This window comes from Aeromonas sp. 5HA1 (assembly GCF_029237245.1).
Taxonomy (GTDB): Bacteria; Pseudomonadota; Gammaproteobacteria; order Enterobacterales; family Aeromonadaceae; genus Aeromonas; species Aeromonas salmonicida.
In genome coordinates, this window is sequence record NZ_JAACFW010000019.1 from 22,936 (window position 1) to 36,385 (window position 13,450).

Consider the following 13,450-nt stretch of genomic DNA (forward strand, 5'->3'; position numbering starts at 1 on the left):
CGCCCCGCAGGGCGGCGAGTGCTTATGCAAGGGCGACCGGGAAGAAGGTGCCGAGCAACATGGCACCCAGGATGGCGCCCCCTGTGATGGGCTTGCTCCATACATAGAACAGCAGTGCCCCCAGCAGGGAACCCAGTCCTATAGGGATGGAGGCACCCATGGCGGAGAGGATGATCAGGGGGCCCAGGAAGCGGCCCGAGCTGTTGCCTGCCCCCATCATGACGTCCGCACCGTAGGTGGAGTTGCTCTGGTTGATGGTGAACTTGCGCGCCAGGATGATGATGTAGCCAATCGCCAGACCAATCACCATGCCGGTCACCAGGGAGGCGCCGAAGTTCTCCACTGGATAGAGAATGCCGGCCCCCAGCAGCAATGCAGGCACGCCCAGGCCGACCCCGGTCTGAATGGCGCCGCCTATATCCAGGATCCCCACCAGGGAGCCCTCTATGATGCGGGCAAACAGGAAGCTGGCACCGAAAGCCGCTACCGCGCCGTAGGCCCCTGTGTCCATGCCGGCTTTCAGCATGGCGACGAAGGCCACCTCGTTGAAGGCGCCGACACCGTACAGGTAGTACATGTGGGTTCCGGCAAAGACCCCGGCCGACAGCAGGCCGACGAAGATGGGGAAGGACCAGTCTGCGTACCAGAAGTTGTTTCTCAGTTTCTCATCCATGGTGTGGCCCCTTATTTATTGGCAAGCAGGTTATGGACGTTTTCCAGCCACAGGGGAATGCCCATGTGGAAGGATTCAATCAGCTTGAGGTCAAAGCCGCGGAAGAAGCCGCTCAGCACGAACAGCAGGACGATGGCACTCATCATCACCTTGGTTACATGGTTCCAGCCGCTTTCTTCGACCCCCTTGCCGATCAGGATGCCGAGCACCAGACCTGGTACTGCGTTGCCCATGATGAGCTGCGCCAGACCGCCGAAGATGGTGGCCCAGAAACCGGACTTTTTGCCCGCTTCGATGGCGGCCAGCCAGAAGATCACCGGCATGACGGTGTTGACCAGCAGGTTGGCGGCAGGCACCAGCACCTTGACTGCTGTCACCTGCAGGGCGGCGGGTACAGCGGCAGCCGTGCTGTTGAGGAAGGCCACCACTATGGCGCCAATGATGCCGCAGGCGATGGCCATCTTTTTCGGGTCGTGCAGAGTGCTGGCGAGATCCCGGTTGCGGATCATCAGGGCCGCCGCCCCCCAGTTCGGCAGGATGCGGTGATCCACGTCCTGGGTGAAGGCACCCGCTGCCACGGTCGAGGCCCAGGCGTTGAAGAAGAAGCCCAGACCGAAAGAGAAGTGGGAGGCGGGATCCCCTTCGCATGAATTGAGCTCACCCAGAGTACGAAAAGCACCCATGCCCTGCACGGTCGGGGCGTGAAACATCCGCGCCGCGCCGGCCCCCACACCAACGCCCACCAGGCCGCCGATGATGAGTGACTTGATAAATATGATTAGAAACATCCAATGTATCCTTCTTGTGGGGTTGTCGCTGCGGGTGGTGTCACACCAGGGTGAACGTCACCTTGTCAGCGTCCAGGCTGGTGACCTTGACCGTGATCTCCAACTGGACGCGGAATTCGCGGCGCTGGCGCGGCAGGAAGAAGAACAGGAACTTCTCCACCCGGACCGACTCCTCGGCGTTGAGCACCTGCACCTCGACCGGTTCGATCCGCAGCATGACGCGCGGGTTGTCCTTGAGCAGAGTGTGCTGCACCTGGCTGAGGGCGGCGGCGAACGCCTGCTGGCGGGTCGCCCCCTTGCCGTTGACGATGACCTGGGTGGTGAAGTCCTCTTTCATCAGGCGCGTCTGTGTTTCTTGACGAAGGCTTCTACCAGCTTCTGGCCAAGCTCTTCCTTGTCCATGAAACCAAAACCCAGCACCACGCAGCCGTCATTGATGGCGGTGACACCCTCCTCGACGGAGCGCATGCCGTAGCGGCACTTGTAGCCGTACTTGGTCTGGGCCGTGATGGCACCGGCGCCACCGCTGCCGCAGAAGGAGATGCCGAGATCCGCCTGCTCCTTGTTCATCACATCACCGAGCTTCATATCGGCGGCCATGCCGGGTATCACGGTCACGCTGGCGCCGGCGGCTTCTGCCCCTGCCCCCACTTTCTGACCCTTGCCGAGACGATCTCCAATCACGAGTTTGATGGCTGACATCTGGATATCTCCTTTTGTTATTGATTCAGCACTGAGCTGAGTTCATTTTCTTTGGCGACTTCGAAATGGACGGACAAGAGGTGAGCCTCTTCATAGGCCAACTTGTCCAGCCAGGCGACGACCTGTTCGGCCAGGCGCAGGGAAAGGGGGGAGATCTCGTCAAACAGGCTGAGATCGACCTCCGGCAGGGATTCCCCGCTATGGGAACGCCACACCATGGCTTTGACATGGGAGGCCAGCATCTGCTTTTGCACCTCGTTGGGACGTATGCCCTGATCGCCGAGCAGGGTGTGGATGCGTGCCAGGATCAGGTCGGTCTGGTGCAGCAACGCCGGGCTGTCCGGGGTCAGGTTCTGGTCATGAGTCTCTGTGTGCAATGTCTGCTCTCCAAGGCTGGCAGAAGGTATGGGCTTACCCTAAGCCCGCAGGGGCGTGCAGAGGAGGCAGCGTTTTTCCGATTCGAAGCGGAAATTCCTGTGCGAAGCGGCTTAAAAGGCCCATTTTTGTGTACCAGCAGGGGAAAGGGAGCTTATCGGGGCTGGATTAGTGTGATCGATGGCGCACTTCTCTGGCAGATGGCCCCAGAGCCGCACAGGCTGAAACTGTGAGTCGTCTCACGTATGAGGGGAACGAGGATCCGCAGAAATGACAAAGGGCGGTTACCCGCCCTTGTGATATGAAGAGACAAGAGGGTCAGCTGGCGTTAGCGCCACTGACATTCGTATTGGCCTTGCCCTGCTGGTAGCGCAGGTCTTCCTCTATGGTGACCTCCACTTCCAGCGGCTTGCCATCACGAAACACCGATATGGTGAGTTTGGTGCCGGGACGACTCTCGACAATCTTGTCCATGGCGGAGCGCACGCCGCTGAGCGCTTCCCCATTGATCTTGAGCAGCACATCCCCCCGCTTCAGACCGCCCTTGGTAGCTGGGCCGTCAGGATCCAGACTCTCGATCACCAGTCCGCGCAAATCACCAAGGTTCATCATGCGCGCCACTATGGGGTTGAGTTCAACGCTGGAGATGCCGAGGTAGCCGCGAATGACACGGCCGTTGGTGATCAGCTCATCCATGATCCGTTTTGCCAACCGGTAAGGGATGGCGAAGCTGATGCCGTAGCTCTCCTGATTGCCGTTGAGGTGATAGGCGGCGGTGTTGATGCCCACCAGATCGCCGCGGCCGTTGACCAGGGCGCCCCCCGAGTTGCCTTCGTTGATGGCCGCATCGGTTTGAAGCAGGTCCTGCCGCCCGTTGCCGTCCGGTCCCATGCTGGAGAGACCAAGGCGACCGGTTGCACTGATGATGCCCTGGGTGATGGTCTGGCCGACGTTGTAAGGGTTGCCGATGGCGAGCACAACGTCCCCCACATCCGGCTGCCTGTCGGGATCCTGGGGGATCACTGGCAGGTTGTCCGATTCTATGTAGAGCACCGCCAGATCAGTTAACTGATCGGTGCCGACCAGCTCGGCACTGAACACCCGCCCATCCTGCAGTGCGACTATGATTTGGTCCGCATCGGCGATGACGTGATAGTTGGTCAGCACATGGCCGCGCTGGTTCATGATGACTCCCGAGCCCAGCCCCTGGGGTCTGAGTTCAGCCTGGTTGCCCTGATTGCGGGAGAAACTGCGGGTGTAGATATTGACGACGGCAGGGCCGGCTCTATGAGCAGCGTAAGAGAAGCTCAGTTCACGGGCATTGGTGATGATGCCGGGGAGTTGGGCACCGCCACGGAAATCGGGAAACAGCAGCAACAGGAGAGCCGCAACGGTGAGACCGAAGCCGACAGACTTGCCCAAGTAACTGATCAAAGGTGGGATTTTCATGTCATTCTCATCCGTACATGCAGCGGGCAGAGAATAACACTATCGGTGGATAAAAATCACCCGCGGCGAGGGCCGCGGGTGTGAGGTTATTAACGGATCACCAGATAGAGAGAAGACTCTCCGCGCTGTATGTTCAGCGCCAGCACATCCGGCTTGTTTTTCAATGCCTTGGTCAGCTCGGCCAGCGAGTTTACCCGCAGGCGGTTGACACCAATGATGATGTCGCCTTTCTGCAGACCGGAGGCCGCAGCAGGGGAGCGAGCCGCTATATCGGAGACAGCCACACCTGTCACCGGCTCCGAGGTGGTGCTGAGCTTGGCCCCTTCCAGTGCAGGGTGCAGGACGCTGGCCAGGATCTCGCTGTCATCGGCCTTCTTCAGCATGACCTTGACGGTTTCTTCTTTGCCGTCGCGGATGAGGCCCAGCGCGACCTGCTTGTCGGCACCCATGGTCGCTATCTTGGCTCGCAGTTCGCCAAACGAGCGGATTGCCTTGCCATCTATGCTGACGATGATGTCGCCTGGCTTGATACCGGCCTTGGCGGCGGCGGAGTCAGGCATGACCTGGTTGACGAAGGCGCCATCCTTCTTGTTGTAACCGAAGGTTTTGGCGATATCCGAGGTCAGTTCAGAGCCAGTGATCCCCAGCTGGCCGCGGCGAACCTCACCGTACTTGACGATCTGTTCCGACAGGTCACGCACCATGTTTGACGGAATGGCGAAGCCGATACCTATGTTGCCACCGTTGGGGCCCAAAATGGCGGTATTGATGCCGATCAGCTCACCACGCAGGTTGAGCAGGGCGCCGCCCGAGTTGCCGGAGTTGATGGCCGCATCGGTCTGGATGAAGTTTTCCAGATTTTCGATGTTGAGGCCACTGCGTCCCAGGGCGCTGACGATGCCGGAGGTGACTGTCTGGCCCAGGCCAAACGGGTTGCCGATGGCCAGTGCATAGTCGCCGACCCTCAGTTCGTCTGAATCGGCAAATTTGATCTGCACCAGATCCTCGGCCTTGATTTGCAGCAGGGCGATATCGGACTGTTTGTCTTCGCCTATCTTCTTGGCCGCATATTCACGACCATCTTTCAGGTTGACCTTGATCTCGTCTGCCTCGTGCACGACGTGGGCGTTGGTGATCACGTAGCCTTTCTTGGCATCTATGATGACGCCGGAGCCCAGCGCCTGGAAGGGCTGCTCGCTCACCTGCTCATCAGGCATGTTGGGGCCGAAGAAGAAGCGGAATTGTTCAGGTAGACGCTGGCGAGTGATTTTCTTGCCAGAGACGGAGATATTGACCACGGCAGGCGTGACCTGTTCGAGAACCGGCGCCAGGCTCGGCATCTCCTGATTGTTCACCAGCAAAGAGGGCAGTGCAGCCTGCACAGGGGCCGCAGACATGGCGATACCGACACTGAGGGCTAGCACACTGAGCACAGAAAGAGGTTTACGCATATGAAAAACAGCTCCCAGAAAAAGTTGCAATGCAATCGTCAAGGTCTGACCACAACACAGCGCAATTAGTTCCGCGGGGAACTAACTGGACTGCTTGAGCAGACCGGAGGCGCCGGCATAGTCACGGGGCGGAATGCCCGGTTCTTCGTTGGCCGGAGTATCGGCACTTTCTTCAAGCAGTGCTTCACGGAACAGCGGCTCCTGTGCCTTGGCCAGGAATTTGCTCTGCTCTGCCATGTGGCGATAGAGGGTCTGATACTGCTCGGCAAGCTGCTCCATCAGAGCTGCGCTGTCGGCAAAGTGGGTGTTGATCTGGCCCTGGTAGCTTTCCAGCTCCGTGTGCGCTTTTTTCAGCTCTTGTTCCAGACGTCCGGCATCCCGGCTGCGCACCGTGAAGCGACCGATGATGATACCGATAATCAAGGCGGCGACAGCCAGCAGGATCCCGTTTAACAGACTCATAGATGCTCCTTGTTACAGCTAAATCAATGTGTGTTGAGGCGGCCTGGATGGCCGCTACGCCTTGATGGCACTATACCGTGCACCCCGAGAGCGTGATACCATTTTGTCCTTCATTCAGGGACTTGGAGGCGGTTGACAGGATGACCCCGCAGCAAAAATATCAGCAGGATTTGCAGCGCCCCGGCTTTGTGGCCGACCCGGCTCAGGCGATGGCCGTGACCCGCCTGGAGCGACTCTATCAGGATTTGTGCCAAAGCCCGACTCCGACCAGATCCCGCGGCCTGTTGGGCTGGTTGCAAAAGCCCAAGGCCAAGGAGCTTGTCCTCGGACTATATATGTGGGGCGGAGTGGGCAGAGGCAAGACCTGGCTGATGGATACTTTTTTCGAGAGCCTGCCGAGGACGCGAAAACTGCGTATCCACTTCCACCGTTTCATGCACAGGGTGCACGACGAACTCAGGGGGCTGACCGGCCAGGCCGATCCGCTCAAGCTCATCGCCAGCAAGCTCGCCAGCGAGACAGATGTCATCTGTTTCGATGAATTTTTTGTCTCCGACATCACGGATGCCATGCTGCTTGGCACTCTGTTCCAGGAGCTGTTTGGTCATGGCGTTGTGCTGGTGGCGACCTCCAACATCCCGCCACAGGATCTTTATCGCAATGGTCTGCAACGAGCCCGTTTTCTGCCAGCAATCGAGCTCATCGAGCGTCATTGCGAGGTACTTAACGTGGATGGTGGCATCGACTATCGCTTGCGTACCCTGGAGCAGGCAGAGATATATCACTTTCCGCTGGATCAGCAGGCAAAATCCAATCTGGACCGATATTTCCAACAGTTAACGGGTCTGGAGCAGGTCAACGCTGGCAGTGTCGAGATCAATCATCGTCAATTGACGTCGCTGGGAATGGGGGAAGGTGTGCTGTACATGGAGTTCGAGCAACTTTGCTGTACTCCTCGCTCACAGGGCGACTATATAGAGTTGGCCCGCCTGTTTCATACTGTGCTGCTTGCCAATGTTCAACCCATGGGGGCTGGCACGGATGACGCGGCTCGCCGCTTCATCGCCATGGTGGACGAGTTCTATGAACGGCACGTCAAACTCATCATGTCGGCGGCTCTCCCCATGACAGAACTCTACGGGAACGGGCTGTTGAATTTCGAATTCAAACGTTGTCTTTCACGGCTTCAGGAAATGCAATCGCACGAATACCTTGCCAGAGTGCACCTTCCTTAGTCACAATACCGCGCCTGCCAGTCGGATGGGCATCTGCGGCAGGTAGGGCCGGGCGACATTTGCTAGCTTCATGGCAGTGAAATTAGCAGGTGATATTCAAGGCAACTTCACTTATAATCGCCCGGCCCACGTTACAGCTGTCGATAAGACAGCGACACTTTAAGCTTTACTTGTATTCGAAGGGGTACAGGTAGGCCATCGTTTGTTGTTTGTGGGAGAGCCCCCATAAGCAATTGGGTCTGTAACAGGTAATTGGGTTTAACTTAATGAAAACTTTCGTTGCCAAGCCAGAAACCGTAAAACGTGACTGGTACATTGTGGACGCAGAGGGTAAAACTCTGGGTCGTATCGCAACCGAGATCGCTTCTCGTCTGCGTGGTAAGCACAAAGCTGAATATACTCCGCACGTTGACACCGGTGATTACATCATCGTTGTAAACGCTGAGAAGGTACATGTAACCGGTAAGAAATTTACCGATAAAATCTACCATTCTCACTCCGGTTTCCCGGGTGGTATCAAGTCAATCAGCTTCGACAAGCTGATCAAGCGTAAGCCGGAAATGGTAATCGAAGCTGCTGTCAAAGGTATGCTGCCGAAGGGTCCTCTGGGCCGTGCCATGTTCCGTAAACTGAAAGTTTACGCAGGCGCCGAGCATGCTCATGCTGCTCAGCAACCTCAAGTACTGGATATCTAATCGGGAACTGGCAACATGGCAGAAAATCAATACTACGGTACCGGCCGTCGCAAAAGCTCCACTGCTCGCGTGTTTATCAAAGCGGGTAGCGGTAAAATCGTAATCAACCAGCGCTCCCTGGAGCAGTACTTTGGCCGTCCGACTGCCCGCATGGTAGTTCGTCAGCCGCTGGAACTGGTTGAGATGACCGAGAAACTGGATCTGTACATCACCGTTAATGGTGGTGGCATCTCCGGTCAAGCTGGTGCGATCCGTCACGGTATCACTCGTGCTCTGATGCAGTACGATGAAACCCTGCGCGCCGAACTGCGTAAAGCAGGCTTTGTTACTCGCGATGCCCGTAAGGTTGAGCGTAAGAAAGTCGGTCTGCACAAAGCTCGTAAGCGTCCGCAGTACTCCAAGCGTTAATTCGCTTTTTGTACTCACTCTCACGAGTGTCAAAAAAGCCTGGCCATGTGCCAGGCTTTTTTTATTGGTAATATTACCTACGCCAATGCTAACACCACGTCACAAAAGACAAAAAAATGTATATTTATTGTTTTTGCCCTTCGCTGGTCTTTCTTGTCAAGTTGTTATCTTTTCTTTAAAATTCCCTCGGTTTTTCTGTGACAATTGTAACTCCGCTTCCGCCGCTGTTGTCACGGAAGAAAGGGGAACAGGGACACAATAAGAATGTGCGGAGTCCACATGGGAGAGTTTTTGGATGAGCAATGCGCCAGTTGATACCGGTCGCCGCAGATTTCTTACCTGGTCAACGGTTGCCGTTGGTGGGGTAGGAGCTGCTTTTACCGCAGTGCCGTTTATAAAGTCATGGAACCCGAGTGCCAAGGCCAAAGCGGCGGGCGCTCCGGTAGAAGTGGATATCAGTAAGTTGGAACCAGGCCAGCTCATCCGTGTTGAGTGGCGAGGCAAACCGGTCTGGGTGGTGAAACGCACCAAGCAGACGCTGGATGCACTGGCGGCTCACGATGGCCAGCTGCGGGATCCCGCATCTGACGAACCACAGCAGCCGGATTATGCCCATAACGGCTACAGATCCATCAAACCCGAAATCTTTGTTGCGGTCGGCATTTGTACCCATCTGGGATGCTCTCCTTCCTACCTGCCGGATAACTTCGGTGAGCAGGTTCAAGGCGTGACCTCCGGATTCTTCTGCCCGTGCCATGGCTCCAAGTTCGACATGGCTGGTCGAGTGTTCCAGGGGGTGCCTGCACCCTTGAACCTGGTCATTCCGCCGTACCAATATCTTAGCGACACCACCATCCTGGTCGGTGCCGATGATGGCAAGGAGGCCTGACCATGTTTTCCAAACTGATGGGCTGGATTGACTATCGCTTTCCGCTCACGGCCATGTACAACGACCATATGGCCAAGTACCCGGCACCAAAGAACCTGAATTTCTGGTACTTCTTTGGCTCGCTGGCCATGTTGGTACTGGTCAATCAGATCATCACCGGCATCTGGCTGACCATGAACTACAACCCGTCGGCTGAGGGCGCCTTTGCCTCAGTCGAATACATAATGCGGGATGTGGACTACGGCTGGCTGCTGCGCTACATGCACTCCACCGGGGCCTCAGCGTTCTTTGTCGTTGTGTATCTGCACATGTTCCGTGGCATGATCTATGGCTCTTATCAGAAGCCGCGTGAGCTGCTCTGGATCTTCGGCATGCTGATCTTCCTGGTGCTGATGGCGGAAGCCTTCATGGGCTATCTGCTGCCCTGGGGCCAGATGTCATTCTGGGGGGCTCAGGTCATCATCTCGCTGTTTGGCGCCATTCCGGTGATCGGAGAGGATCTGACTCTGTGGATCCGTGGTGACTATGTCATCTCGGGGGCGACCCTGAACCGCTTCTTCGCGCTCCATGTCATAGCGTTGCCGCTGGTGCTGGTGATGCTGGTGGCCATGCATATATTGGCGCTGCACGAAGTGGGCTCCAACAACCCTGACGGCATCGACATCAAGAAGCACAAGGATGCTAACGGCTGGCCGCTGGATGCGGTGGCTTTCCACCCTTACTTCACCGTCAAGGACATGATCGGCGTGGCCGGTTTCCTGTTCTTCTTCTGCGCCATCATCTTCTTTAAGCCGGATATGTGGGGCTACTTCCTCGAGAAGCCGAACTTTGAAGTGGCCAATGGTCTGAAGACGCCGGCGCATATCGCTCCTGTGTGGTACTTCACTCCTTTCTACGCCATCCTGCGGGCTGTGCCGGACAAGTTGCTCGGTGTCATCATGATGGGTCTCTCCATCGTAGTGCTGTTCCTGCTGCCTTGGCTGGATCGCTGCAAGGTGCGCTCCGTTCGCTATCGCAGTACGCTGCACAAGCTGAATATCGCCCAGTTCGTGGTCTGCTTCGTCATTCTCGGTATCCTCGGCGTCTTGCCATCGACCCCGACCTTGACCCTGGTTGCCCAGTTCTGCTCGCTGGGGTATTTCGGGTTCTTTGTCCTGCTGTTCTTCTACAGCAAGAATGAGCGTACCAAGCCGCTGCCGGAGAGGGTGACATTCAAATGAAAAGAATAATGTTTGCAGTGCTGGCCCTGCTGCCCAGCCTGGCGCTTGCTGCTGGCGGTACTTTCCCGCTGGACAAGGCCGACTATGACTTGAGTGACAAGGCGTCTCTGCAGCGTGGTGCCACGACCTTCATGAACTACTGTGCCGGTTGTCACTCTACCCAGTACCAGCGCTACAACCGCGTTGCGCAAGACCTGGGGATTCCTGATGAGCTGATGAGGGAAAATCTTATCTTCACGGGAGCCCAAATCGGCGATCTGATGAAAATCTCCATGTCGGAGAAGGATGCGGCCAAGTGGTTTGGTGCACCGCCTCCCGACCTGACGCTGGTAGCGAGGGTGCGCGGGGCTGACTGGGTTTATACCTATTTGCGCTCTTTCTATGTGGATGAGACTCGTCCGTTTGGCGTGAACAACGCTGTTTTCCCGTCCGTGGGCATGCCTCATGTGCTGGAGCCGCTGCAAGGCACGCCCCGTGCCGAGTTTGCGACTCACACTGTGGATGGGGTGGACGTACAGCAGGTTGTCAGTGTCAAATCTGACGGCAACGGTGAAATGAATAACGAAGAGTATGATCAGACGGTACTGGATCTGGTAAACTTCTTGGTCTACTCGGCTGAACCGGTACAACAGGAGCGCGAACGCATGGGCTTCTGGGTACTTGGATTCATCGTAATCTTCTTCATCTTCACTGTGCTGTTGAAGAAGGAATTCTGGCGCGACGTTCACTAAGCGACCAGATCCGGGTAATATAATGCACGGCAATGAAGACCAAGATGCTTCATTGCCGTTTCTGCTTTTTAATGACGGGAGGGTTCAATGGCTGTAGCTGCCAATAAGCGTTCGGTAATGACGCTGTTTTCCGGTGCCAACGATATGTTCAGCCATCAGGTGCGTATTGTCCTGGCGGAGAAGGGTGTTAGCGTAGATATTTGCCAGGTTGACCCAAGCAACTTGCCAGATGAGCTGGCCGAGCTGAACCCGTACAACACTGTACCGACTCTGGTCGATCGTGAGCTGGCACTGTACACCTCACGCATCATCATGGAGTATCTGGACGAGCGCTTCCCGCACCCGCCCCTGATGCCGGTTTACCCGGTTGCCCGTGGTAACAGCCGTCTGATGATGCATCGCATCGAGCTGGACTGGTACTCCCTGGCCGACAAGATCATGGCAGGTACCGATGTCGATGCGGCGCGTGCCGAGTTGCGTGACAACCTGCTGGCCATCGCGCCTATCTTCGGTGAAATGCCGTATTTCATGAGCGAAGAGTTCGGTCTGGTCGATTGCTACATGGCACCGCTGTTGTGGCGTCTGCCCAGTCTAGGGATCGATTTCGCCGGTCGCGGTGCCAAAGAGCTGAAAGCCTATATGGTTCGTCTGTTCGAGCGTGAATCCTTCCAGGCTTCATTGACTGAAGCTGAACGTGAGATCCGCGCTGGCGTATGAGCATGGAACCAACAATGACACCCAGTCGCCCGTATCTGTTACGGGCGTTCTTTGACTGGTTGCTGGATAACGAGCTGACACCGCATCTGGTGGTCAACGTCAATATCCCCCATGTGATGGTGCCGATGCAGTTTGTTCAGGATGGACAGATAGTCCTGAACATAGCGCCGCGTGCTGTGGGGCAGTTCCACATGGACAATGAAGCAGTCAGCTTCAGCGCCCGTTTTGGCGGTGTCTCCCAGCAGGTTTATATCCCTATGGCTGCCATACTGGCGATTCATGCCAGGGAGAACGGCGTGGGTACCCTGTTCCCGCCCGAGCCAGGGTACGACCTCTGGCTGGAGCAGGCTGAAGCACCGGTGGAGCCCGAGCCGGAACCACCGCGGCCGACCGGTCGGCCGACGCTGAAAGTCATCAAATAAAAAAACGCAGCCAACTGGCTGCGTTTTTTATATCTGTTTGCTACCTGCGTGTCAGTTCTGGGCGAACTCGAACGCTTTGATCACGCGCTTCACACCACTGACGTGACGGGCTATTTCAACGGCGTGGTCCCCTTCCTGGCGAGTCACCAGGCCAATCAGGAACACCTCGCCGTTCTCGGTGACCACCTTGACCTTGGCGCTGTCAAAGTTCTTGGCCCCCAGCATGTCTGCACGGACCTTGGAGGTGATCCAGGAGTCATTGCTGCGTACCCCTATGCTGACTGGCTGGCCGAGTCGCAGCTCATTGTAGACGTGCCGTACGCCATCGATGCGGGCAACTATTTTGCCAGCCTCGAGCTTGTAAGCGTCAGAAGGTGTCTGGCCGACCAGCAGTACGCGACCGTTGTTGCTGTAGACGCTGATCTTGCTGGCTGCACTCAAGGGTTTGTTGTCGGCCAACAGATTGGCAGCTTTCAGTTCGATGGCTTGATCATCCCACTGGGCACCCAGAGTGCGGCGATCGCCGGAGGCCTTGGCAGTACCTGCGGCACCGCCTACCACCACGGCTGCGCAGCCTTGCAGCAGCAGGGTACCAGCCAGCAGGCCAAGCAGGAGAGTTTGCTTTTTCATGGTTTCAATCTTCCTGTTGCGGGAAAAGTGTCTGGTCGATGAGATCACACAGGCAGTGCAGGGTCAACAGGTTAACCTCCAGAATACGGGGGCGTCGGGCGGATGGTACCCGGATCTCCACATCGTTGGGACCGAGCAGCCCGGCGATTTCCCCACCGTCTCCCCCGCCGAGCACCACTATGGTCATATCCCGTGAAAGAGCGGCCTCTGCGGCCTTGATCAGGCTGCGGCTGTTGCCTGTGGTGGTGATGACCACCAGGATGTCGCCGGCTTGTCCCAGGGCTCTGATCTGTTTGGCATAGATCTCTTCGAAGCCATGATCGGTGGCGATGGCGCTGATGGTGGCCATGTCTGGGGTCAGTGCCATGCCGGGCAGGGAAGGGCGCTCGGTCTCGTAACAGTTGACCAGCTCGGAGATGAACAGCTGGGCCAGCGCAGCAGAGGGACCATTACCGCATGCCATCACCTTGTGGCCATTGAGCAGACAGATGGTCAGCATCTGGGCCGCAGTATGGATAGCGTCCGGCAGCGCCTCGGCGGCGGCAATTTTGGTCTGGATGCTTTCGGTGTAGTTTTCTTTGATGCGGTCAGTCATAGGGTCCT

At 56.9% G+C, this 13,450-nt stretch carries 18 protein-coding genes; 8 read left to right on the forward strand and 10 right to left on the reverse strand.

The window, feature by feature from the left end; genetic code table 11:
- Positions 1–22: 22 nt before the first annotated feature.
- From GWQ27_RS16445 to GWQ27_RS16480, 8 genes are all read right to left on the reverse strand, one after another.
- Complete coding sequence (locus GWQ27_RS16445; RefSeq protein ID WP_021140216.1) at positions 23–673, reverse strand: DUF4310 family protein; 651 nt, start codon at positions 671–673, stop codon at positions 23–25.
- A gap of 11 nt (positions 674–684) precedes the next feature.
- Positions 685–1,461, reverse strand: a complete 777-nt coding sequence (locus GWQ27_RS16450) for a DUF4311 domain-containing protein (RefSeq protein WP_005314394.1) — start codon at positions 1,459–1,461, stop codon at positions 685–687.
- A 40-nt stretch (positions 1,462–1,501) separates the two neighbouring features.
- Positions 1,502–1,798, reverse strand: a complete 297-nt coding sequence (locus tag GWQ27_RS16455) for a DUF4312 family protein (RefSeq protein ID WP_275907798.1) — start codon at positions 1,796–1,798, stop codon at positions 1,502–1,504.
- Positions 1,798–2,163 carry a glycine-rich SFCGS family protein gene (locus tag GWQ27_RS16460; RefSeq protein ID WP_275907799.1) on the reverse strand — a complete coding sequence of 122 codons (366 nt, stop codon included), beginning with the start codon at positions 2,161–2,163 and terminating at the stop codon, positions 1,798–1,800. Before GWQ27_RS16460 ends, GWQ27_RS16455 begins: the two co-directional genes overlap by 1 nt.
- 17 nt (positions 2,164–2,180) lie before the next feature.
- Positions 2,181–2,540 (reverse strand): transcriptional regulator, encoded by a 360-nt coding sequence (locus GWQ27_RS16465; RefSeq protein WP_021140220.1) that lies wholly within the window; start codon positions 2,538–2,540, stop codon positions 2,181–2,183.
- Between the two features lie 316 nt (positions 2,541–2,856).
- Positions 2,857–3,987 (reverse strand): outer membrane-stress sensor serine endopeptidase DegS, encoded by a 1,131-nt coding sequence (gene degS, locus GWQ27_RS16470; protein ID WP_111588915.1) that lies wholly within the window; start codon positions 3,985–3,987, stop codon positions 2,857–2,859.
- A gap of 89 nt (positions 3,988–4,076) precedes the next feature.
- On the reverse strand, positions 4,077–5,438 hold the full coding sequence (locus GWQ27_RS16475) for a Do family serine endopeptidase (RefSeq protein WP_275907800.1): 1,362 nt from the start codon (positions 5,436–5,438) through the stop codon (positions 4,077–4,079).
- An 81-nt stretch (positions 5,439–5,519) separates the two neighbouring features.
- Positions 5,520–5,900 carry a YhcB family protein gene (locus tag GWQ27_RS16480; RefSeq protein WP_021140223.1) on the reverse strand — a complete coding sequence of 127 codons (381 nt, stop codon included), beginning with the start codon at positions 5,898–5,900 and terminating at the stop codon, positions 5,520–5,522.
- 140 nt (positions 5,901–6,040) lie between these two features.
- On the opposite strand from GWQ27_RS16480, the gene zapE reads away from it, so the two are divergent.
- The 8 genes from zapE to GWQ27_RS16520 all read left to right on the forward strand — a co-directional run bounded on the left by zapE (position 6,041) and on the right by GWQ27_RS16520 (position 12,217).
- Positions 6,041–7,135 (forward strand): cell division protein ZapE, encoded by a 1,095-nt coding sequence (zapE, locus tag GWQ27_RS16485; protein ID WP_275907801.1) that lies wholly within the window; start codon positions 6,041–6,043, stop codon positions 7,133–7,135.
- Positions 7,136–7,401: 266 nt separating this feature from the next.
- Positions 7,402–7,830 (forward strand): 50S ribosomal protein L13, encoded by a 429-nt coding sequence (rplM, locus tag GWQ27_RS16490; protein ID WP_005314367.1) that lies wholly within the window; start codon positions 7,402–7,404, stop codon positions 7,828–7,830.
- A gap of 15 nt (positions 7,831–7,845) precedes the next feature.
- Positions 7,846–8,238, forward strand: a complete 393-nt coding sequence (gene rpsI / locus GWQ27_RS16495) for a 30S ribosomal protein S9 (RefSeq protein WP_005314365.1) — start codon at positions 7,846–7,848, stop codon at positions 8,236–8,238.
- Positions 8,239–8,533: 295 nt separating this feature from the next.
- Positions 8,534–9,127 (forward strand): ubiquinol-cytochrome c reductase iron-sulfur subunit, encoded by a 594-nt coding sequence (gene petA / locus GWQ27_RS16500; RefSeq protein WP_005314362.1) that lies wholly within the window; start codon positions 8,534–8,536, stop codon positions 9,125–9,127.
- Positions 9,128–9,129: 2 nt separating this feature from the next.
- Positions 9,130–10,347: a cytochrome bc complex cytochrome b subunit gene (locus GWQ27_RS16505; RefSeq protein WP_005314360.1), complete on the forward strand. Its 1,218-nt coding sequence runs from the start codon at positions 9,130–9,132 to the stop codon at positions 10,345–10,347.
- Positions 10,344–11,078 (forward strand): cytochrome c1, encoded by a 735-nt coding sequence (locus GWQ27_RS16510; protein ID WP_219597968.1) that lies wholly within the window; start codon positions 10,344–10,346, stop codon positions 11,076–11,078. The genes GWQ27_RS16505 and GWQ27_RS16510 overlap by 4 nt, the downstream gene beginning before the upstream one ends.
- 87 nt (positions 11,079–11,165) lie before the next feature.
- The gene (sspA, locus tag GWQ27_RS16515; protein ID WP_005314352.1) at positions 11,166–11,795 is read left to right on the forward strand and encodes a stringent starvation protein SspA; all 630 of its coding nucleotides are present in this window, start codon (positions 11,166–11,168) and stop codon (positions 11,793–11,795) included.
- Positions 11,792–12,217 carry a ClpXP protease specificity-enhancing factor gene (locus GWQ27_RS16520; protein ID WP_017412546.1) on the forward strand — a complete coding sequence of 142 codons (426 nt, stop codon included), beginning with the start codon at positions 11,792–11,794 and terminating at the stop codon, positions 12,215–12,217. Before sspA ends, GWQ27_RS16520 begins: the two co-directional genes overlap by 4 nt.
- Before the next feature lie 51 nt (positions 12,218–12,268).
- Here GWQ27_RS16520 and dolP read toward each other — a convergent pair whose 3' ends face one another.
- Together dolP and GWQ27_RS16530 are read right to left on the reverse strand one after the other, a co-directional pair.
- Positions 12,269–12,847, reverse strand: a complete 579-nt coding sequence (dolP, locus tag GWQ27_RS16525) for a division/outer membrane stress-associated lipid-binding lipoprotein (protein ID WP_021140321.1) — start codon at positions 12,845–12,847, stop codon at positions 12,269–12,271.
- A gap of 4 nt (positions 12,848–12,851) precedes the next feature.
- Positions 12,852–13,442, reverse strand: a complete 591-nt coding sequence (locus GWQ27_RS16530; RefSeq protein ID WP_275907802.1) for an SIS domain-containing protein — start codon at positions 13,440–13,442, stop codon at positions 12,852–12,854.
- Positions 13,443–13,450 lie beyond the last annotated feature (8 nt).

What these genes read in the sequence shown, in the direction of transcription:
- GWQ27_RS16445 (WP_021140216.1), bottom strand. Translation starts at nt 673, where the DNA reads ATGGATGAGAAACTGAGAAACAACTTCTGGTACGCAGACTGGTCCTTC.
- GWQ27_RS16450 (WP_005314394.1), bottom strand. Translation starts at nt 1,461, where the DNA reads ATGTTTCTAATCATATTTATCAAGTCACTCATCATCGGCGGCCTGGTG.
- GWQ27_RS16455 (WP_275907798.1), bottom strand. Translation starts at nt 1,798, where the DNA reads ATGAAAGAGGACTTCACCACCCAGGTCATCGTCAACGGCAAGGGGGCG.
- GWQ27_RS16460 (WP_275907799.1), bottom strand. Translation starts at nt 2,163, where the DNA reads ATGTCAGCCATCAAACTCGTGATTGGAGATCGTCTCGGCAAGGGTCAG.
- degS (WP_111588915.1), bottom strand. Translation starts at nt 3,987, where the DNA reads ATGAAAATCCCACCTTTGATCAGTTACTTGGGCAAGTCTGTCGGCTTC.
- GWQ27_RS16475 (WP_275907800.1), bottom strand. Translation starts at nt 5,438, where the DNA reads ATGCGTAAACCTCTTTCTGTGCTCAGTGTGCTAGCCCTCAGTGTCGGT.
- GWQ27_RS16480 (WP_021140223.1), bottom strand. Translation starts at nt 5,900, where the DNA reads ATGAGTCTGTTAAACGGGATCCTGCTGGCTGTCGCCGCCTTGATTATC.
- zapE (WP_275907801.1), top strand. Translation starts at nt 6,041, where the DNA reads ATGACCCCGCAGCAAAAATATCAGCAGGATTTGCAGCGCCCCGGCTTT.
- rplM (WP_005314367.1), top strand. Translation starts at nt 7,402, where the DNA reads ATGAAAACTTTCGTTGCCAAGCCAGAAACCGTAAAACGTGACTGGTAC.
- rpsI (WP_005314365.1), top strand. Translation starts at nt 7,846, where the DNA reads ATGGCAGAAAATCAATACTACGGTACCGGCCGTCGCAAAAGCTCCACT.
- petA (WP_005314362.1), top strand. Translation starts at nt 8,534, where the DNA reads ATGAGCAATGCGCCAGTTGATACCGGTCGCCGCAGATTTCTTACCTGG.
- GWQ27_RS16505 (WP_005314360.1), top strand. Translation starts at nt 9,130, where the DNA reads ATGTTTTCCAAACTGATGGGCTGGATTGACTATCGCTTTCCGCTCACG.
- GWQ27_RS16510 (WP_219597968.1), top strand. Translation starts at nt 10,344, where the DNA reads ATGAAAAGAATAATGTTTGCAGTGCTGGCCCTGCTGCCCAGCCTGGCG.
- sspA (WP_005314352.1), top strand. Translation starts at nt 11,166, where the DNA reads ATGGCTGTAGCTGCCAATAAGCGTTCGGTAATGACGCTGTTTTCCGGT.
- GWQ27_RS16520 (WP_017412546.1), top strand. Translation starts at nt 11,792, where the DNA reads ATGAGCATGGAACCAACAATGACACCCAGTCGCCCGTATCTGTTACGG.
- dolP (WP_021140321.1), bottom strand. Translation starts at nt 12,847, where the DNA reads ATGAAAAAGCAAACTCTCCTGCTTGGCCTGCTGGCTGGTACCCTGCTG.
- GWQ27_RS16530 (WP_275907802.1), bottom strand. Translation starts at nt 13,442, where the DNA reads ATGACTGACCGCATCAAAGAAAACTACACCGAAAGCATCCAGACCAAA.